Origin of the sequence: Paracoccus aeridis, from assembly GCF_004923205.2 — a bacterium.
In the GTDB taxonomy this organism is placed as follows: Bacteria; Pseudomonadota; Alphaproteobacteria; order Rhodobacterales; family Rhodobacteraceae; genus Paracoccus; species Paracoccus aeridis.
This window is the reverse complement of the sequence record NZ_SELD02000065.1, coordinates 14,699-32,355: the sequence shown is the minus strand read 5'-3', so window position 1 is coordinate 32,355 and position 17,657 is coordinate 14,699. Positions and strand designations below refer to the sequence as shown.

General features: G+C 71.8%; 19 protein-coding genes. 14 read left to right on the top strand and 5 right to left on the bottom strand.

From position 1 onward, the window contains the following. Window positions 1-497: 497 nt before the first annotated feature. The gene (locus tag ELI80_RS14805) at window positions 498-1,856 is read left to right on the top strand and encodes an ammonium transporter (RefSeq protein WP_236641532.1); all 1,359 of its coding nucleotides are present in this window, start codon (window positions 498-500) and stop codon (window positions 1,854-1,856) included. Window positions 1,857-1,915: 59 nt separating this feature from the next. Here ELI80_RS14805 and ELI80_RS14800 read toward each other — a convergent pair whose 3' ends face one another. Next, window positions 1,916-2,917, bottom strand: coding sequence for a polyprenyl synthetase family protein (locus ELI80_RS14800; RefSeq protein WP_136653082.1), 1,002 nt, complete (start codon window positions 2,915-2,917; stop codon window positions 1,916-1,918). A 73-nt stretch (window positions 2,918-2,990) separates the two neighbouring features. Here ELI80_RS14800 and ELI80_RS14795 point away from each other — a divergent pair, with 73 nt between their 5' ends. Genes ELI80_RS14795 through ELI80_RS14785 form a run of 3 tightly spaced genes read left to right on the top strand, consistent with a single transcriptional unit; the run spans window position 2,991 to window position 4,179 of the window. Beyond that, the gene (locus ELI80_RS14795; RefSeq protein ID WP_136653081.1) at window positions 2,991-3,197 is read left to right on the top strand and encodes a putative signal transducing protein; all 207 of its coding nucleotides are present in this window, start codon (window positions 2,991-2,993) and stop codon (window positions 3,195-3,197) included. Next, window positions 3,194-3,955: a tRNA1(Val) (adenine(37)-N6)-methyltransferase gene (locus tag ELI80_RS14790; RefSeq protein WP_236641529.1), complete on the top strand. Its 762-nt coding sequence runs from the start codon at window positions 3,194-3,196 to the stop codon at window positions 3,953-3,955. Before ELI80_RS14795 ends, ELI80_RS14790 begins: the two co-directional genes overlap by 4 nt. A 59-nt stretch (window positions 3,956-4,014) precedes the next feature. Further along, entirely contained in the window at window positions 4,015-4,179 is a 165-nt protein-coding gene (locus tag ELI80_RS14785) for a YdcH family protein (protein ID WP_136653080.1), read from the top strand. 288 nt (window positions 4,180-4,467) lie between these two features. Here ELI80_RS14785 and phbB read toward each other — a convergent pair whose 3' ends face one another. After that, window positions 4,468-5,193, bottom strand: a complete 726-nt coding sequence (phbB, locus tag ELI80_RS14780) for an acetoacetyl-CoA reductase (RefSeq protein WP_136653079.1) — start codon at window positions 5,191-5,193, stop codon at window positions 4,468-4,470. A gap of 128 nt (window positions 5,194-5,321) precedes the next feature. Then, complete coding sequence (locus ELI80_RS14775) at window positions 5,322-6,107, bottom strand: EAL domain-containing protein (RefSeq protein WP_236641531.1); 786 nt, start codon at window positions 6,105-6,107, stop codon at window positions 5,322-5,324. Between the two features lie 161 nt (window positions 6,108-6,268). Here ELI80_RS14775 and ELI80_RS14770 point away from each other — a divergent pair, with 161 nt between their 5' ends. Further along, a complete protein-coding gene (locus tag ELI80_RS14770) occupies window positions 6,269-6,838 on the top strand; it encodes a DNA-3-methyladenine glycosylase I (RefSeq protein WP_201740667.1) in 570 nt (189 codons plus the stop codon). Window positions 6,839-6,840: 2 nt separating this feature from the next. On the opposite strand, the gene ELI80_RS14765 is transcribed toward ELI80_RS14770, so the two are convergent. After that, the gene (locus tag ELI80_RS14765; protein WP_136653076.1) at window positions 6,841-7,401 is read right to left on the bottom strand and encodes a TlpA disulfide reductase family protein; all 561 of its coding nucleotides are present in this window, start codon (window positions 7,399-7,401) and stop codon (window positions 6,841-6,843) included. Window positions 7,402-7,426: 25 nt separating this feature from the next. On the opposite strand from ELI80_RS14765, the gene argH reads away from it, so the two are divergent. From argH to ELI80_RS14735, 6 genes are all read left to right on the top strand, one after another. After that, window positions 7,427-8,848 carry an argininosuccinate lyase gene (argH, locus tag ELI80_RS14760; RefSeq protein ID WP_136653075.1) on the top strand — a complete coding sequence of 474 codons (1,422 nt, stop codon included), beginning with the start codon at window positions 7,427-7,429 and terminating at the stop codon, window positions 8,846-8,848. Next, window positions 8,845-9,069, top strand: a complete 225-nt coding sequence (locus ELI80_RS14755; RefSeq protein WP_136653074.1) for a hypothetical protein — start codon at window positions 8,845-8,847, stop codon at window positions 9,067-9,069. Before argH ends, ELI80_RS14755 begins: the two co-directional genes overlap by 4 nt. A 145-nt stretch (window positions 9,070-9,214) precedes the next feature. Further along, complete coding sequence (locus ELI80_RS14750) at window positions 9,215-9,505, top strand: hypothetical protein (protein WP_136653073.1); 291 nt, start codon at window positions 9,215-9,217, stop codon at window positions 9,503-9,505. After that, complete coding sequence (locus ELI80_RS14745) at window positions 9,495-9,761, top strand: DUF2834 domain-containing protein (protein ID WP_236641528.1); 267 nt, start codon at window positions 9,495-9,497, stop codon at window positions 9,759-9,761. The genes ELI80_RS14750 and ELI80_RS14745 overlap by 11 nt, the downstream gene beginning before the upstream one ends. After that, window positions 9,761-11,026 (top strand): diaminopimelate decarboxylase, encoded by a 1,266-nt coding sequence (lysA, locus tag ELI80_RS14740; RefSeq protein ID WP_136653072.1) that lies wholly within the window; start codon window positions 9,761-9,763, stop codon window positions 11,024-11,026. The genes ELI80_RS14745 and lysA overlap by 1 nt, the downstream gene beginning before the upstream one ends. After that, the gene (locus tag ELI80_RS14735; RefSeq protein ID WP_136653071.1) at window positions 11,017-13,707 is read left to right on the top strand and encodes a DUF4175 domain-containing protein; all 2,691 of its coding nucleotides are present in this window, start codon (window positions 11,017-11,019) and stop codon (window positions 13,705-13,707) included. The genes lysA and ELI80_RS14735 overlap by 10 nt, the downstream gene beginning before the upstream one ends. Before the next feature lie 102 nt (window positions 13,708-13,809). On the opposite strand, the gene ELI80_RS14730 is transcribed toward ELI80_RS14735, so the two are convergent. After that, complete coding sequence (locus ELI80_RS14730) at window positions 13,810-14,952, bottom strand: zinc-ribbon domain-containing protein (RefSeq protein ID WP_136653070.1); 1,143 nt, start codon at window positions 14,950-14,952, stop codon at window positions 13,810-13,812. Between the two features lie 156 nt (window positions 14,953-15,108). Between ELI80_RS14730 and ELI80_RS14725 the strand changes: the two genes are divergently transcribed. The 3 genes from ELI80_RS14725 (at window position 15,109) to ELI80_RS14715 (ending at window position 17,650) form a co-directional block, all read left to right on the top strand. Further along, window positions 15,109-15,783, top strand: coding sequence for a cell division ATP-binding protein FtsE (locus tag ELI80_RS14725; RefSeq protein ID WP_136653069.1), 675 nt, complete (start codon window positions 15,109-15,111; stop codon window positions 15,781-15,783). Window positions 15,784-15,860: 77 nt separating this feature from the next. Continuing rightward, entirely contained in the window at window positions 15,861-16,739 is an 879-nt protein-coding gene (locus ELI80_RS14720) for a cell division protein FtsX (RefSeq protein WP_136653087.1), read from the top strand. Next, complete coding sequence (locus tag ELI80_RS14715; protein WP_236641527.1) at window positions 16,739-17,650, top strand: lysophospholipid acyltransferase family protein; 912 nt, start codon at window positions 16,739-16,741, stop codon at window positions 17,648-17,650. Before ELI80_RS14720 ends, ELI80_RS14715 begins: the two co-directional genes overlap by 1 nt. The last annotated feature ends 7 nt before the right edge of the window (window positions 17,651-17,657 follow it).

Sequence of the window (17,657 nt, the reverse complement as noted above, 5' to 3'; positions counted from 1 at the left end):
CCGCCGGTTCCGGAGCCGCCATTGCCGCCGCCCGCGCCGCCGCCGGCCGGGGGCTGCCGCGACGAGGAGGCCGCGGAGTCCGCATAACGCTTGTCGGCGACGATGCGCCGGGGGCCGGTTGTCTTTTTCATGCCTGCAATCCCGCGGCCGTTCGCCGGCCTTGTCGCGAACCTGATACAGCAAGACGTGCGCCGTGAGAACCTGCGCACAGTCCCATGACCCACTCGTGACCTGTCCAATTGCGCGGCATTTCGCGCAATTCCTGCACGTTGCCCGGGCAACCGCTGCGCGGGGGCGGACGCGGCCGCGTCCGGGCTGGACCGGGCGTGCCGCCGGCCGGTCCCCTGACATCACCGCGGGACGCATCGGCACCCGCACGAGATGGACGAGGTACGATGACACACGAAAATCCCCGACATGCGCAGGCTGGTCCTTCGGTCCGGACCGGATGGGTGGCGGCGGCCCTCGTCGTCGCGGCGCTGGGCCTGGCGCCCGCCATGGGTCTTGCCCAGGCAGTCGACGCCGCGCCGGCCGTCGCGGCCGCGGTGCCGGTCCCTGACAAGGGCGACACCACGTGGGTGATGGTGTCGGCGATCCTCGTCACGATGATGACCATTCCCGGCCTTGCGCTGTTCTACGGCGGGTTGGTGCGGTCGCGGAACGTGCTGTCGGTGCTGATGCAGGTGCTCGCCGTATTCTCCGTCATGGCGATCCTGTGGGTGTGCGTCGGCTACTCGCTGGCCTTCACCGGCGCGGGCGACGCCGAGGCCGCGGGGCCGCTCACCCCCTTCATCGGCGGGCTGTCGAAGGCCTTCCTGTCGGGCGTTACGACCGCGTCGGTGGCGGAAACGTTCTCGACCGGCGTCTTCATCCCCGAACTGTCCTTCGTCATCTTTCAGATGGCCTTCGCCTGCATCGCGCCCGCGCTCATCGTCGGCGCCACGGCCGAGCGGATGAAGTTCGCGGCGATCCTCGCCTTCGTCGTGATCTGGTTCTTCCTGTCCTACCTGCCGATGGCCCACATGGTCTGGTGGTGGGGCGGCCCCAGCGCCTACGCCGCGCCGTCCGGGTACCTGTTCGGCCACGGCGCGCTGGATTTCGCGGGCGGCACGGTCATCCACATCAACGCGGGCATCGCGGGCCTGGTCGCGGCCTACGTCGCGGGCCCCCGCGTGGGCTACGGCAAGGAGCCGATGGCCCCTCACAACCTGACCGTCACCCTTCTGGGCGGGTGCCTTCTGTGGATCGGCTGGTACGGGTTCAACGCAGGCTCCAACCTCGAGGCGAACGGCCTCACCGCGCTCGCGATCCTGAACACCACCGTCGCGACCGCCGCCGCCGCGCTCGCGTGGAGCTTCGGCGAATGGGCGCTGCGGGGTCATCCCTCGCTGCTGGGCGGCGTGTCGGGCGCGGTGTCGGGCCTTGTCGGCATCACCCCGGCCGCGGGCTTCGTCGGGCCGATGGGCGCGATCGCGATCGGGTTTGCCGCAGGGCTGATCTGCATGTGGTTCGTCGTGACGATGAAGTCGCGCGTGGGGATCGACGACAGCCTCGACGTGTTCGGCATCCACGGGGTCGGCGGGATCGTCGGCGCGATCCTGACCGGTGTCTTCGCGGCGCCGTCGCTGGGCGGGACGGGCGTGTTCGACTACGCCACCGGCGCGACCGGCGCCTTCGACATGACCCGCCAGATCGGGGTGCAGGCGCTGGGGGTGGGGATCTGCATCCTCTGGTCCGGCTTGGTTTCGTTCATCGCGATCCACCTGGTCCGCGCGGTGATCGGCCTGCGCGTCACCATCACCGACGAGCGGCAGGGGCTTGACCTGACCACCCATGGCGAGAACGCCTACAACTGATGTGCGCCTGACAGTGCAGGCCCGGCAGCGATGCCGGGCCTTTTCACGCGCCGCCCGTCTCAGGCCACGCGCGCGACGACGAAGTCTGCCATCTCGGCCAGAAGGTCCCGCACCGGATGGTCGGGCAGGGGCGCCAGCGCCGCGCGGGCGCGGGCGGACCAGCCGAGCGCGTCGGTACGCGCCGCCTCGATCGCGCCGTGCCGCGCGAGGATCGCCATCGCGCGGTCGAGATCGCCGTCCTGCTGGTCGCCGTCCTCGATCGTGCGCTTCCAGAACGCGCGCTCGTCGTTGTCCGCCCGGGCCACGGCCTTGATGACCGGCAGCGTCAGCTTGCGCTCGCGGAAGTCGTCGCCGACGTTCTTGCCGATCGTGTCGGTCGCGCCCCCGTAGTCGAGCAGGTCGTCGACGATCTGGAACGCGATCCCCAGCGCATCGCCATAGTCGTAGAGCGCCCGCACCTGTTCGGCCGGCGCGTCCGCGATCACGCCGCCTACCTCGGCCGCGGCCGAGAACAGCGCCCCAGTCTTGCCGCGCACGACCTGAAGATACACCGCCTCGTCGGTCGCCAGGTTGCGGGCGGCGGTCAGCTGCAGCACCTCGCCTTCGGAAATCGTGGCCGAGGCGTTCGACAGGATCTCCATCACCCCCAGGTTGCCGGTGTCGGTCATCAGCTGGAAGCTGCGGGCGAACAGATAGTCGCCGACCAGCACGCTGGACTTGTTGTCCCACAGCAGGTTCGCGGTCGGTCGGCCGCGGCGCTGACGGCTTTCGTCGACCACGTCGTCGTGGAGCAGCGTCGCGGTGTGGATGAATTCGACCGTCGCGGCCAGCAGGTGATGCTTCTCGCCTTCGTATCCGCAAAGCCGGGCGGCGGCGACCGTCAGCAGCGGCCGAAGCCGCTTGCCGCCTGCGCCGATCAGGTGCGCGGTCACTTCCGGGATCAGGGGCGCGTGGCGACTGACCATCCGTTCGCGGATGAGGGTGTCCACGGCGGCCATGTCGCGGGCCAGCAGGCTCGACAGCCGCTCCAGCGGTTCGGCGGCGGTGTTGTTCAGGGCCATGCGCGCATCCTTTCGCGGGGGGATTGCCACGCCGTGGACAGTTTCGCAACCAGCCGCTAGCCTGCCCCCCGCGATGAAGGAACTGCTGCGCACCACCGATCCGCTGACCATCGCGCGCGCGTCCGGCCTGCTCGCGGACGAAGGGATCATGGCCTTCGCGCTGGACCAGCACATGAGCGTTCTCGAAGGGTCGCTGGGCATCCTGCCGCAGCGGCTGATGGTCGCGGACCGCGACCTGTTCATGGCCCGGGCGATCCTGCGCGATCACGGGATCTCGTGACCGGAACCGCGGTCCGCCACGACGATTTCCTGGGCGGGCGGCTGCGGCTGGCGCAGCCGGCGTCGGGGTATCGCGCCGGCGCGGACGCGGTGATGCTGGCCGCCGCCTGCGCGGCGCGGCCGGGGCAGTCGGTGCTGGACCTCGGCTGCGGCGCGGGCGCGGCGCTTCTGTGCCTGGGCGTGCGGGTGCCGGGCCTCGTGCTTGCGGGGATCGAGCGTGACGCGGCGGTGGCCGACCTCGCCCGCGCGAACGCCGCCGCGGCGGGGCTGGAGGCGCGGATCGTGACCGGCGACCTTTCCCGGATGCCCGCCGGGCTGGCCGGATCGTTCGACCACGTCATTGCCAACCCGCCCTTCTTCGCCGCGGGGACGCCGTCGCCCGACGCCTATCGCGCCGTTGCCCGGCACGAGGAAACGCCACTGCCGCTGTGGATCGACGCGGGGCTGCGGCGCCTCTCGCCCGGGGGCTGGCTGACCGTCATCCACCGCGCCGAGCGGCTGGACGCGCTGCTTTCGGGGCTGTCGGGCAGGGCGGGGGACATCGCGATCCTGCCGGTCGCGGCCCGCGCCGGACTGCCGGCGGGGCGGGTGATCGTGGCGGCGCGGAAAGGCGCGCGCGGGCCGTTGCGGCTGCTCGCGCCGTTCGTGATGCACGCGAACGCGCGACATCTGCACGACGGCGAGGACCTGACGCCCGAAGCGCAGGCAGTCCTTCGCCATGCGGCCCCCCTGATGCTGAAAGACCCGGAAAGGCGGTGACAGAATCGGATTTCTGTGTTCGTTTTGTGACACAGATCACAGGAACAGGAGTGTCTGCCATGTCCGTCGCCTCTCACGTTCAGGAACTGCGCAAGAAACACCAGAATCTGTCCGAGGCCGTCGAGCGCGCGCAGCGCGCCCCCGGCGTCGACGACCTCGCGCTGACCGAGATGAAGCGCGAGAAACTGCGCCTGAAGGAGGAGATCGCGCGGCTGAGCCACTAGGCTCCGGCACGCCAGCCGGGTCGCGCGCCTTCGGTGCGCTTCCCGGACCATGATGACGGGAAAAAGATTATTGAACGGGTTGGGGCCGGCGCGTCAGCGCCGGCCGTTTTCATCCGGGTTCCTCGCAGGGCGTTTTATCCGGGTCCTCTGCGCTGCGGGCTTGCACGTGCTACGTCCGTGCCGCTGCTTGCCAGCCCGGCCGTTCGAACCTGTTACGTTACGGACGACAGCCCGTGTCCCGGTGGCGCCGGGCGACCCCCGGCAACCCGGCGCCGCAAGGACCCGGCTTCAGGCGAAGAACTGCGCCCCGTTCGCGCTGAGCGTCGAGCCGGTGATGAACCCCGAATCGTCCGACGCGAGGAAGACCGCGCAGCGCGCGATTTCCTCGGGTTCACCGAGCCGTCCGACAGGGATCTGCGGCAGGATGCGTTCGGCCAGCACCTTTTCGTCGATGGCGCGCACCATCTCTGTCCCGATGTAGCCCGGCGCGATCGCGTTCACGGTGATCCCGGCCCGCGCCCCTTCCTGCGCGAGCGCGCGGGTGAAGCCGATGTCGCCCGCCTTGGCGGCCGAATAGTTGGCCTGGCCCGCCTGGCCCTTCTGTCCGTTGACCGACGTGATGTTGATGATGCGGCCGAACTTGCGGTCGCGCATCCCCGGCCAGACGCAGTGCGTCATGTTGAAGAGCCCGTTCAGGTTGGTGTCGATCACCTTTTTCCACTGGTCGGGCGTCATCTTGTGGAACATCGCGTCGCGGGTGATCCCGGCGTTGTTGACCAGCACGGCAACCGGTCCAAGCTCATCCTCGATCCGGGCCACGCCGTCCTTGCAGGCGTCGTAGTCGGTCACCGACCACTTGTAGGTGCGGATCCCGGTCTCGTCCGAGAACGCGCGCGCGGCCTCGTCGTTGCCGGCATAGGTCGCCGCGACCTTGTAGCCTTCTGCCTGAAGCGCCTTGCTGATCGCGGCGCCGATGCCCCGCGATCCACCCGTGACCAATGCAACCTTGTCCATGAAACCCTCCTCCCAAAAGGTTAATCGCCTGACCGGAACGCCACGGGTGGACGGATTGTTGCTCGATCACCTCGTTTTTCTGCCGGTGGCGTTCCTTGCGGGAAATCATGCACTTCCGGCCGCGCGTCTCAGCGCCGCTGCGCGGAACTGTCGGGCGACCGCCACGGCGGCACGATTGTCGGCGCCCCGAAGTAGTAGCCCTGCAGGCAGTCGACGCCCATCTCGATCAGGAACGCCGCGTCCTCGGCCGTCTCGACCGATTCCGCCACGGTGAACATGTCGAAGTGGTGCGCGATCGACTGCAGCGCGCGGGTCAGGACCTGGTTGTCGCGTTCCTCGGCGATGCCGCGGATGAAGCGGCCGTCGATCTTGATCATGTCGAAGCAGAAGTCCTGCAGGTACCGGAACGAGGTATAGCCCGCGCCGAAATCGTCGAGCGCGAAGCTGACGCCGCGCCCCTGCAGGTCGTGCATGAAGCCGCGGACCTGGTCGGGCAGGTCCATGGCCGAGCTTTCGGTCACCTCGAGGATCAGCCGCTCGGCGATGTTGTCGCGGCCCCTGAGCCCGTCGGCGAGCGTGCGGTCCCAGTCCTCGTGCCCGATCGAGCGTGCGGACATGTTCACCGACAGCCGCACCGCCGGTTCCTGCGCCAGCGTCTGCAGGCCCAGGGACAGCGCGAGGCAGTCGATCTGGCGGCCGAGTTCGGTCGTTTCCACCTGCGGCATGAAGTCCCTGAGCGGGATCAGCCGGCCGGTCACGTCCACGATCCGGATCAGCCCCTCGTAGAAGGCCGGGCGGTCGGGGCGGTAGGACTGCACGACCGGCTGGAACGCCAGAAGCCCGTCGCGCCGCGTGACCGCGTCCGCCACGGTCGCGATCGTCAGGGCCGACTGCTGGTCGACCGCAAAGTCGATGGGAGAGCTGCGCGGCCCCGTTTGCGGGTTGCCGGGGCCACGGTTCGCCGGATCGTCGTTTCGGGACACGCTGTCCTCCTTCAATTCGCCACTGATCCCTGACCAGAATGATCTAAGATCCCGTAAATGCCCGTGGAAATGCGAAGCGAGGTTAACGGATGATGAGCGACGGCGAGCCCGTGCGCTGCCCCTGGTGCGGCACCGATCCCCTGTACGTGGCCTACCACGACACCGAATGGGGGGTGCCGGAGCGCGACCCCCGGGCGCTGTTCGAGAAGCTCGTCCTCGACGGCTTCCAGGCCGGGCTGAGCTGGATCACCATCCTGAGAAAGCGGGACAATTTCCGACGCGTCTTCGACGGCTTCGACCCCGAGCGGCTGGCGCGCTGGACCGAAGACGACGTCGCCCGCGCGCTTGGCGACCCCGGCATCGTCCGCCACCGCGGCAAGATCGAGGCGGCGGTCGGCAACGCCCGCGCCTTTCTCGCCATCGAGGATCGCGAAAGTTTTTCGGATTTCCTGTGGCGCTTAACCGGCGGCGAGCCGATCGTGAACGGCTTCGCGGCGCCTCAGGAGGTCCCGACCGAGACCGCCGAATCGCGCGCCATGTCGAAGGCGCTGCGCCACGCCGGGTTCCGGTTCTGCGGCCCCGTCATCACCTACGCCTTCATGGAGGCGACCGGCATCGTCAACGACCACCTGACCTCGTGCCACCGGCACGGGCAGGTCTGAGCCTACTTCGCGCGCAGCTGGTCCACCACCGACAGCGCCGCGGGCGAGGACCAGTCGGCGTCGCCGATCATGCGCGCGACCTCGTTGCCTTCGGCGTCGATCAGGATCGTCACCGGCATTGCCATGACACCCATCGCGCGCGCCAGCGCCATCCGTTCGTCGGTCAGCACCGGCAGGTTCTTCACCCCGGTCTCGTCCATGAACTTGCGGATCGCGGGCGGCGGGTTGCGGCCCGACGCGATGGTCAGCACCGCGAAGTCGTCGCCGCCCCGCTGCGCCTGAAGCGCGTCCAGCGACGGCATCTCCTCGCGGCAGGGGGCGCACCAGGTCGCCCAGAAGTTCACCAGCAGCGCCTTGCCCTTCCAGTCGGCGAGGCTGACCTGCTTTCCCCCGGCGTCTGTGAACGGCACGTCCGGCACGGCCTGGGCCCCGTCGGTGAGCTTGGCCAGCCCCGCCTCGCGCGCCGCCTGCCAGTCCACGGGACCGGCGGCGGCGGGGACCGCTGCCAGCGCGTTTGCAGCGACAAGGAGCGACGTATAAAGGGCGATGGACCGCAGCAGCATGTGACCTCCGGCAAAGGACGAACCGATGACCGACGCGCCCAGGACCCCCACGAAAGCCGATGCGAACAGCATGTGGGGCGGGCGCTTCGCCTCGGGGCCGGACGCGATCATGGAGGCGATCAACGCCTCGATCGGGTTCGACCGACGGATGAGCGCCCAGGACATCCGGGGCAGCCGGGCCCACGCGGCAATGCTGGCCGCGCAAGGCATCGTCAGCCCTACCGATGCGGAGGCGATCGGGGAAGGGCTGCTCACCGTCTTGTCAGAAATCGAGGGCGGGCAGTTCACGTTCTCGACCGCGCTGGAAGACATCCACATGAACGTGGAGTCGCGGCTGAAGGAGCTGATCGGCGAACCGGCGGGCAGGCTGCACACCGCCCGGTCGCGCAACGACCAGGTCGCGACCGACTTCCGCCTGTGGGTGCGCGACCAGTGCGACGCGGCGATCCTGGGCCTGCAGGAGCTGGTGGCGGCGCTGGTGGCGCAGGCAGAGGCCGGGGCCGACTGGGTCATGCCCGGCTTCACCCACCTGCAGACCGCGCAGCCGGTCACCTGGGGCCATCACATGATGGCCTATGTCGAGATGTGCGGCCGGGATCTCACGCGGTTCCGCGACGCGCGGGCGCGGATGAACGAATCACCGCTCGGCGCGGCGGCGCTGGCGGGCACGGGCTTCCCGGTCGACCGCCACGCGACGGCGCAGGCGCTGGGCTTCGACCGGCCGATGGCCAACAGCCTCGACGCCGTCAGCGACCGCGACTTCGCGCTGGAGTTCCTCGCCGCCGCCAGCATCTGCGCGATGCACCTGTCGCGGCTGGCCGAGGAGCTGGTGATCTGGTCCTCCGCCCAGTTCCGCTTCGTCGCCACGTCCGACCGCTGGTCCACCGGGTCCAGCATCATGCCGCAGAAGCGCAACCCCGACGCGGCGGAACTGATCCGGGCCAAGATCGGCCGCATCCTGGGCGCGACGGTGGCGCTGTTCACGGTGATGAAGGGCCTGCCGCTCGCCTATTCCAAGGACATGCAGGAGGACAAGGAGCAGGTCTTCGACGCCGCCGACACGCTGATGCTGGCGCTCGCGGCGATGACCGGCATGATCGGCGACCTGACGGTGAACAGGGACAGGCTGGAAGCGGCGGCGTCGAGCGGCTTTTCCACCGCGACGGACCTGGCCGACTGGCTGGTGCGAGAGGCGGGGCTGCCGTTCCGCGACGCCCACCACGCCACGGGCGCGCTGGTTGCCGCGGCCGAGGCGCGGGGCGTCGACCTGCCGGACCTGAGCCTCGATGAAATGCAGCGCGTTCACCCGGCGATAACAGATGCCGTTTATGACGTCCTGGGCGTGCACAACTCGGTCGCGTCGCGGCAGTCCTATGGCGGGACCGCGCCGTCGCAGGTGCGCGCGCAGGTCGAACGCTGGAAGGGGATCATGGGGGAATGGCAATGACGAAACGGGGACGCATGGCGGCGCGCGGACTGGCTCTGGCGCTTGCAGCCGCGGTGGCGGGCTGCGGGGTGGACGGCCCGCCCCGCGCGCCGGCTGGTTCGACCTTTGGCACCACATCGGGGCAGCAGCGCGCCGCGCCGGTGACGCCGGGCAAGACCGTCTCGTCCGAACCGCTGCCGGTGACCGTCAGCGGCCACGCGATCGTCGGCGTCTCGACCTGATCCGGACGGCCGGCGGACGGCGTTCCGCGCCACATCACGATCGCGCCGGACTGCAAGCGGGCGGTTCACAAATCCGCGGGGTCGCGGCATTCTTGCCGTGGAACGGTGCGCCGCAAGAATGCGCCCGACGACCGAGGAGAGCAGGATGAACGTGATCGCAAGAAGTGGCCTTGCCGGGCGGAACCCGGCGGGCGGGGCAAGGGCAGGAACGACGAACCGGGGAACGCGGATGGAACGGCCGCGCCTCGCCCGGCTCGCCGTCATCGTCTGCCTGGGCGCGCTGTCCGCCTGCGGCGGCGGCAGCCCCAAGGGCAGCTCGATGGAGGAGATCCCCGTCGTGTCGGACAAGGTCTATGTCTACAACCCCAACCAGCGTCACGCCCCCGTGTCGCTGTCGGGGTCCGACCTGATCGGGCTGGAGCCGCGTGTTCGCTGACCTGACCCCGCTGAGGCTGGCATGGCTGACGCTCGCGCTGATCGGCGCGGGCGTTTCGCTTGGGCTCGGCCCTGCCGCGATCCACGCGCCAAGGCCCGACCACTGGGTCGCGGCCCTGACGCTCGTCCTGTGGTGCGGGGTCGAGACCACCGTGCGCCGCAACTGGCCGGCGCTGCTGGCGCTGCCGGCGCTTGCGCTGGGCGTCGGCTGCGCGCTGCCCTTCTACCTTTTCCTCCGCTCGGCCAGGATCGCCTGATGGACCACTTCAACTACCTCGACGGACAGCTTCACGCCGAGCAGGTGCCCCTGTCCCGGATCGCCGCCGAGGTGGGGACGCCGGTCTATGTCTATTCGTCGGCCACGCTGACGCGGCATTTCCTGCAGTTCCGCCAGGCGCTCGACTGGACCGACCACCTGATCTGCTTCGCGGTCAAGGCGAACTCGAACCTCGCGGTGCTCAAGCTGCTGGGCGACCTCGGCGCGGGCATGGACGTGGTGTCGGGCGGCGAATACGCGCGGGCGCGGGCGGCGGGCGTGCCGGGCGGGCGGATCGTCTTTTCCGGCGTCGGCAAGACCCGCGCCGAGATGCGGCAGGTGATCGAGGGCGGGATCCGCCAGGTCAACGTGGAAAGCGAGCCCGAGCTGGAGGCGCTGTCCGACGTGGCCACGACCCTCGGCGCCAGTGTCCCGGTCGCGGTGCGCGTGAACCCCGACGTGGACGCGAGGACCCACGCGAAGATCGCGACGGGCAAGTCCGAGAACAAGTTCGGCATCCCGATCGCCCGCGCGCGCGAGGTCTATGCGCTGGCGGCGAAGCTTCCCGGCCTTCAGGTCGTGGGCATCGACATGCACATCGGCAGCCAGCTGACCGACCTCGAGCCCTACCGGCAGGCCTACGGCAAGATGGCGGATCTGTGCCGGACCCTGCGCGGCGACGGCCATGCGATCATGCGGCTGGACATGGGCGGGGGACTCGGCATCCCCTACCGCCGCGACAACGCCGCCCCGCCGCTGCCCATCGAATACGGCCAGGTGATCCGCGAGACCGTCGGCGACCTCGGCTGCGAGATCGAGATCGAGCCGGGCCGCAACATCGTCGGCAACGCGGGCATCCTCCTCTCCGGGGTGGTGTTCCTCAAGCGCGGCGAGGGGCGCGACTTCCTGATCCTCGACGCGGCCATGAACGACCTGATCCGCCCGGCGATGTACGACGCGCATCACGACATCGTGCCGGTCACGCAGCGCGACGTGGGCGCGCTGGTCTCGCCCGTCGACGTGGTCGGCCCGGTCTGCGAGACCGGCGACACCTTCGCGCGCGGGGCCGAGCTTCCGGCGCTGGCGGCGGGGGAACTCGTCGCCTTCCGCTCTGCCGGGGCGTATGGTGCGGTCATGGCATCCGAATACAACTCCCGCCCGCTGGTGCCCGAGGTGCTGGTCGCGGGCGACCGCTACGCCGTCATCCGTCCCCGCCCCAGCATCGAGGAGATGCTGGCCCGCGACGTCATTCCGGAATGGCTGTAGCTCCGGGCACGGGGCGGCGGGGCAACCCGGCCGAGCCCGCCCGCGCCCGCCGCGCGGTCGGCCTGACGCTGGCCGGGCTGTGGTGGGAAGGCCTGCTGCGGGCGTTCTGGCCCGTGTTGACGCTGCTGGCGCTGGGGCTTGCGGCGCTGGCGCTGGGGGTCGTGGCGCTGCCCGCGCCCCGCGTGGCCGTGGGCATCGCCGCAGCTTGGGCGCTGGCGCTGTTTGCCGCCGCCGCCTGGGGCCTCGCGCGGTTCCGCCGGCCGCGGCGGGCGGCCGCGCGGGCGCGGGTGGACGCGACCCTGCCCGGCGCGCCGCTGTCCGCGCTGCAGGACCGGATGGCGCTGGGGGCGGATGACGCGGGCGCACAGGCGTTGTGGCGCGCGCATCTCGGCCGGATGCACGCGGCCGCGTCGGCCGCGCGGCCGGTCGGACCCGACGCCGGGCTCAGCCGCCGCGATCCCTTCGCGCTGCGGCTGGCCGGGCTCACCGCGCTTGCCATGGCGGCCTTGTTCGGGGGCGCGGGGCAGATGGGGCAGGGGCTGTCGGCCCTCGCCTCGACCTGGCGGCCGTTGCCGGGCGACGTCGCGCCGCCGCCGGTGACCGGACCGGGATGGGAAGGCTGGGCGACGCCGCCCGCCTATACCCGCCGCCCGACCGTCTACCTGAACGCGGTGCCTGAAGGCGCCGACGTCGAGCTGCCCGAAGGGTCGGTCGTCAGCCTGCGCCTGTACGGCAGCGGCGCGGCGGTCGCGCAGGACATCGGCGCGCCGGTCGCAGGCGCCCCCGAGGATGCGCCCGCGTTCACCGCCGAACGCGACGGCACCCTGACGGTCGCGGGCCGGTCGATCGGCGTGCGGGTCCTGCCCGACACCGATCCGCAGGTCGCGGCGGGCCGCGCGCCCGAGCGACGCGTGGACGGGCGGCTGGTGCAGGATTTCCGGGCCTCCGACGACAACGGGATCGAGCGGGGGCAGGCCATGATCTCGCTCGACCTTGCCGCCGTCGACCGCCGCTTCGGCCTTGCCGTCGCGCCAGAGCCGCGCGAGCCCGTGGCGCTCGACCTGCCGCTGCCGGGCGCGGGGCAACGCCGCGACGTGCGCGGGCGGGTGACCGCCGACCTGTCGCGCCACCCCTGGGCGAACCTTCCCGTCACGATCCTCTACCGCGTCAGCGACGGCATCGGCCAGTCGACGGAGGCGCCGCCGGTCCGCATCGACCTGCCCGGCCGCCGCTTCTTCGACCCGACCGCCGCCGCCCTGATCGAGCTGCGGCGGGACCTGCTGTGGTCGCGCGAGAACGCGGCCCCGACCGCGCGGCTTCTGCGGACGATCGTCTGGCAGCCCGAGGGTGCGGAGCCCGACCTTTCGCCCGAGGCGACGACATCCATCGCCAAGGTGATCGGGGCGCTGGAAGGCGCGCCCCTTGATCCCGCCGCCCGCGACGCGCAGGCAGAGGCGCTGTGGCAGCTGGCCGTGCAGATCGAGGATGGCGGCCTGGGCGACGCGCTCGAGCGGATGAAGCAGGCGCAGGAAAGGCTGTCCGAGGCGATCCGCAACGGCGCCAGCCCGGACGAGATCCAGAAGCTCATGGACGAGCTGAAGGCCGCGACCGACGCCTATACCGACATGCTGGCCGAGCGGGGCGAGGATCCGGCGCAGCGTTTCGACCGCGCGCCGCAGGACGGGCGCACGATCAGCGGCGACCAGATCCAGCAGATGATGGACGAGATCCAGCGCCTGATGAACGAGGGCCGGATGGCCGAGGCGCAGGAGCTTCTGGAGCAGTTCAACCGCATGATGGAGAACCTGCAGGTCACCCGCTCGCAGGGTGGCGAGGGCGGGTCGGGATCGCGGCCGATGGACCGGCTGGGCGACGCGTTGCGCCAGCAGCAGGACCTGGCCGACGAGGCGATGCGGCAGGCGCAGGACAACCCGTTCGGAAGCCTGGGCGACCCGCAGGGCGACCCTTCGGAGGGTGAGGGGCAGGGCGGCTGGTCGGACGATCCGGGGACGGATGGGCAGCCGGGGGGCGATCCGCAGGGCGGCGGCCCGCAGCCGGACCCGTCCGGGGACGAAGCCTCGCGGGGCGAGCCGGATGCGCCGGGTGGACCGGGCGGGCCGGACGACGAGGCGTCGCTCGCCGATCGGCAGCGGGCGCTCCGCGAGGAGCTCGGTCGCCAGCGCGGGCTCTTGCCGGGGCGGGGCACGCCCGCCGGCGAGGCGGCGGGCGAGCGGCTGGACGAGGCGGGACGGGCGATGGAGGACGCCGAGCAGGCGCTGCGCGACGGCGACCCGGCCGCGTCGCTGGACGCGCAGGCCGACGCGATCGAGGCCATGCGCGAGGGGATGCGCGCCCTGGCCGACCTGCAGCGCGGCGGCGGCCGCGGCTCTCAGGGTGAGCCGGGCGAGGGCGAGCAGGCGCAGGCGCCGGGGCAGCAGGGCCAGCCACGGCAGGGCGGCGGCGACGGCACGTCGCAGCTTTCCGCGCCGCAGACCGATCCGCTGGGCCGTGACATGGCGGGGCAGGGCGGCACGATCACGACCGGCGATCCGCTGGCCGAGGGGCGCGACCCCAACCGCCACGCGCGCGACCTGCAGGACGAGATCCGCCGCCGCAGCGGCGACCAAGACCGCCCCCGCGACGAGCGCGACTACCTGGGGCGTCTGCTGGACCGGTTCTGAGACAGGCCGCTGCGCGCCGCCGTGCCCCGGGTGGCGCCGGGCTGTATCGCGACGCTGCGGGCCGTGGCCGCGCCGTCGCGCCCGGCGGAAAGATTTTGCCGGTCAGCGGCGCGGCAGGTCGAGCAGGTCATGGGCGCGGGCCTGCAGCCAGGCGCGCCCCTGGTCGGCCTGTGCCCGCCACTCCATCAGCCGCGCACCGGCCACGCCCTGGTCGGCGATGCGGGGCCCCAGCGCATAGAGCGCCAGGGCCAAAAGCGCGGCCAGCAGCACGAGGCCGAAGCCGATGTCATAGGCGCGCCGCCGCCGCTGCGCCGCGTCGGCGGGATCGGCCTCGGTCGGAACGGCGTAGTCCTGCGGCACCGTCCGCATCTGCGACCGATCGCGCGGGTCCGCGGGCGAGGGCGGCAGGAGAGCCTCGTGCGTTGACGAAGGGACCGGGCGGGTGTCGGGCGTGAGGCGGCCTTGTGGTGTTTCCGCCGGTCGTCCGAGCCTGTCGTGGTCGTGGTCGTGGTCGTGGTCGTGGTCGTGGTCGTGGTCCTCGTGTCGGTCATGGTCGCGACCATGCAGCGGCAGACCGTCGCTTGCGGGCGCGGCCGGCATGCCCGGATCTGCCGGGGCCCTACCAGCTTCGTCCCCGCCAGCCTCGCCCCCGCCAGCCTCGTCCCTTGCGGCGCCGCGGTCCTCGACCCCGTCCCGCTCCTCCTCGGCCAGCTCGTCCTCCAGCCGGGAGGCGAGGATGTGCGCGGACACGGGCGGGGCCGGGTGGGTCAGCGTGGTGGCGGGCCACAGCGCGTCGTCGCCCATGGGCAGCACGCCCAATGGCGGGATCCGGGTCGCGGCGTCGGTCGCCGGATCGGTGCCGGGCGCGGGCAGCGGCGGCGGGGAGTAGTCGGGATCGTCGTCCTCGTCCGCTTCGTCGGCGACCCCGGCGGCCCCGGCGTCCGCTGCGCCCGCGTCGCGACGGCGGGCGCTGATCTCGCGCCCGGCTTCCTCGCGCAGGATCGACAGGACCGATTCGTTCAGCGGGCGGTTCAGGACCGGGCGGTCGGCGGCGTCGAACGCCTCGGGGACGCCCGTGATCTCGGGCGCGGGCGCGGCCGGCACCAGCCGCAGCGGCCGCGCCTCGTCGGGGACGTGGCGCCAGGTGTTGCCGCAGGCGGTGCATTCGACCGTGCGACCGGCGGCCGGGATCTCGGCCCCGTCGATCTCGTACTGCGCGCCGCAGCGCGGGCAGGTCAGCCGCATCCGTCCCCCTCGTTCGTCCCGGCAGGTCCGTCGCGCCGGGATCCCTGCATGGCAGGGCTGCGGCTTTCTGGCGTTCGCCGCCGGGACGTTCTATCAACGCCCGGTCCGGCCGCCAAGAAGCCGCCGACGCCGGTCCCGGCGCGAAAGGAGAAACGCGTGATCGACATGCAGGACGTGAGCTTCGGCTACGGTGGCGGGGCAGAGCTGTTCCGCGGCCTGTCGCTGAACCTTCCGCCGGGCTCTTTCCATTTCCTGACGGGCCCGTCCGGGTCCGGCAAGACCACCGTCCTGAAGATGGCCTACGCGGACCTGCTGCCGCAGGCGGGCATCGTCACCGCCTTCGGACAGAACGTGGCCGCGCTCGACCGCGACGGGATTGCCGCGCTTCGCCGGCGGATCGGGGTCGTCCACCAGGACGCGCAGTTCCTCAACCACCTGCCGGTTGCGGAAAACGTGGCGCTGCCGCTGACCGTGTCGGCGCAGCCGATCGACCTGCCGGCGATCCGCGACCTTCTGTCGTGGGTGCAGCTTGCCCCCCATGCCCGCGCGCTGCCCCCGTCGCTGTCGGGGGGCGAGCGCCAGCGGGCCGCGCTGGCCCGCGCGGTGATCCTGTCGCCCGACCTGGTCCTTGCGGACGAACCCACGGGCAACCTCGACTGGGAGATGTCGATGCGGCTTCTACAACTGCTGGTCGAGCTGAACCGGTCGGGGAAGACGGTGCTGCTGGCGACCCACGACCTGAACCTGGTCCGCGCGGCGAAAAGCCACGTCCAGGCCCGGGTGCTGCGGATCGCCGGCAAGCGGCTGCAAGCGGCGGGGGCGGACCTGTGAAGGGGCCGTTCCGCAAGTTGCAGCAACTGCCGATCGGTCCCGTGCGGGGGCTGGACCTCTCGACGCTGTGGCGCGGCATGACCAGCCGCGAGGGGGGGATGGCCGACCGGATCGTGCCGCCAACCGGGTACACCGCGACGCTCACGACGTTCAGCGCGGGCGTGATGGCATTCCTCGCCGTTTTCGCGCTGGCGCTGGCGCTTGCGACGGGCCGGCTTGCCGACCGCTGGGCCGAGGGGCTGGCGCAGACCGCGACCGTCCGCGTGACCGCCCCGGCCGAGGCGCTGGAGGCGCGGACCGCCGCCGCGCTCGAGGTGCTGACGACCACCCCCGGCGTCGACGCCGCCCGCGCCCTGCCCGGCGACGAGGTCGAGGCGCTGCTCGCCCCCTGGTTCGGCCCCGACATGCCGATCGACGCGCTGCCCATCCCGCGCCTGATCGAGGTGCAGATGGCATCCGGCGGCATCGATCACGAGGCGGTGCAGCTGCGCCTGGAAGCCGAGGCGCCCGGCGCGGTGCTGGACGACCACACCGCCTGGCGCCGGCCGCTCGTCACGGCGGCGAGCCGTCTGCGGATGCTGGGCTGGCTGTCGCTGGGGCTGATCGGTGCGGTCTCGACGGCGATGGTCACGCTCGCGGCGACCGCGGCGCTGGCGGCGAACGGGCAGGTGATCAAGGTCCTGCGGCTGATCGGCGCGCGCGACATCACCATCGCCACCGCCTTCGTGCGCCGCTTCACCCGCCGCGCGGCGCTGGGCGCCGCCGCCGGAACTGTCGCGGGGATGCTCGCCATCGCCGCGCTGCCCGACATGACCGCAGCGGGCGGGTTCCTGACCGGGCTCGGGTTCCAGGGCTGGGGCTGGCTCTGGCCGCTCATGATCCCGCCGGTCGCGGCCGTGGTGGGCTTTCTCGCCACTCGCCGCGCCGCCTTGCGGATGCTGCGCGAGGTGCGGTGATGAACCACGACACGGCCCCCCGCGCCGACGCCCACGCCGACCCCCGCGCCGCCCCGGACGGCTCCGGCATGGACAGGCTGCGCGAGGTTCCCGGACAGATCCCGGCGCAGATGCCCGGCGGCGGCGGCCCGCTGCGCGACGTGCCGGCGCAGGCTTACCGTCCCGGGCGGCTGCCCGCGCTGTGGTGGCTGCGCACCCCCACCTATTACGTCCATGTCGGGCTTGCCACGCTTGTGCTCGGCCTGTGGGGGCTGCCCAAGGCGCGGCGGCACGGCCGGATCGGCGCGCTGCGGGTCTCGCAGGTCTGGATCGACTACATGCTGCGCGCCGCGCGCTGGCATTTCGGCGTCCGGGTCGAGGTGCGGGGCACGCCGCCCGACTTCGACTGCATCGTCGCGGCCAAGCACCAGAGCTTCCTCGACATCCTGGCGATCGCGCAGGCCTGCCCCCAGCGCGCCTTCATCATGAAGAAGGAGATCATGCGCGTTCCCGTCATGGGCTGGTTCGCGCGCGAGGTGGGCTCGGTTCCCATCGACCGGACGCGCGGCCCGGCGGCGCGCACCGCGATGGTCGCGGCGGTGCAGAAGGCGATGCGGCGCGGCCTCGGGCAGCTCATCATCTATCCCGAGGGCACGCGCACGAAACCGGGCGAGCGGCGGCCGTGGCGGGGCGGGGTCGCCGCGCTGTATGCCGCGGCGGGCCTGCCGTGCCAGCCGGTCGCGACCAACGCTGGCATGTTCTGGCCCCGGGACGGAATGCGGATCCGCCCCGGCGTCGCCGTGATCGAGTTTCTCGAGCCGGTCGCGCCGGGCCTTCCGTCGGCCGGGCTGCTGCCCCGGATCGAGCCGCTGGTCGAGACCGCCTCGGACCGGCTGATGGCGGACGCGGGGCTCGCGATCCCGCCCCGCTGAGGGCCGG

Excerpts from the sequence above, each read along its gene's own strand:
- ELI80_RS14720 (WP_136653087.1), top strand. The coding sequence starts at position 15,861 with ATGACCAGCCGCGAGGGGGGGATGGCCGACCGGATCGTGCCGCCAACC.
- ELI80_RS14730 (WP_136653070.1), bottom strand. The coding sequence starts at position 14,952 with ATGCGGCTGACCTGCCCGCGCTGCGGCGCGCAGTACGAGATCGACGGG.
- ELI80_RS14770 (WP_201740667.1), top strand. The coding sequence starts at position 6,269 with ATGAGCGACGGCGAGCCCGTGCGCTGCCCCTGGTGCGGCACCGATCCC.
- ELI80_RS14805 (WP_236641532.1), top strand. The coding sequence starts at position 498 with ATGGGTCTTGCCCAGGCAGTCGACGCCGCGCCGGCCGTCGCGGCCGCG.
- ELI80_RS14800 (WP_136653082.1), bottom strand. The coding sequence starts at position 2,917 with ATGGCCCTGAACAACACCGCCGCCGAACCGCTGGAGCGGCTGTCGAGC.
- ELI80_RS14765 (WP_136653076.1), bottom strand. The coding sequence starts at position 7,401 with ATGCTGCTGCGGTCCATCGCCCTTTATACGTCGCTCCTTGTCGCTGCA.
- ELI80_RS14715 (WP_236641527.1), top strand. The coding sequence starts at position 16,739 with ATGAACCACGACACGGCCCCCCGCGCCGACGCCCACGCCGACCCCCGC.
- argH (WP_136653075.1), top strand. The coding sequence starts at position 7,427 with ATGACCGACGCGCCCAGGACCCCCACGAAAGCCGATGCGAACAGCATG.
- ELI80_RS14795 (WP_136653081.1), top strand. The coding sequence starts at position 2,991 with ATGAAGGAACTGCTGCGCACCACCGATCCGCTGACCATCGCGCGCGCG.
- ELI80_RS14750 (WP_136653073.1), top strand. The coding sequence starts at position 9,215 with ATGAACGTGATCGCAAGAAGTGGCCTTGCCGGGCGGAACCCGGCGGGC.
- ELI80_RS14735 (WP_136653071.1), top strand. The coding sequence starts at position 11,017 with ATGGCTGTAGCTCCGGGCACGGGGCGGCGGGGCAACCCGGCCGAGCCC.
- ELI80_RS14785 (WP_136653080.1), top strand. The coding sequence starts at position 4,015 with ATGTCCGTCGCCTCTCACGTTCAGGAACTGCGCAAGAAACACCAGAAT.
- lysA (WP_136653072.1), top strand. The coding sequence starts at position 9,761 with ATGGACCACTTCAACTACCTCGACGGACAGCTTCACGCCGAGCAGGTG.
- ELI80_RS14755 (WP_136653074.1), top strand. The coding sequence starts at position 8,845 with ATGACGAAACGGGGACGCATGGCGGCGCGCGGACTGGCTCTGGCGCTT.
- phbB (WP_136653079.1), bottom strand. The coding sequence starts at position 5,193 with ATGGACAAGGTTGCATTGGTCACGGGTGGATCGCGGGGCATCGGCGCC.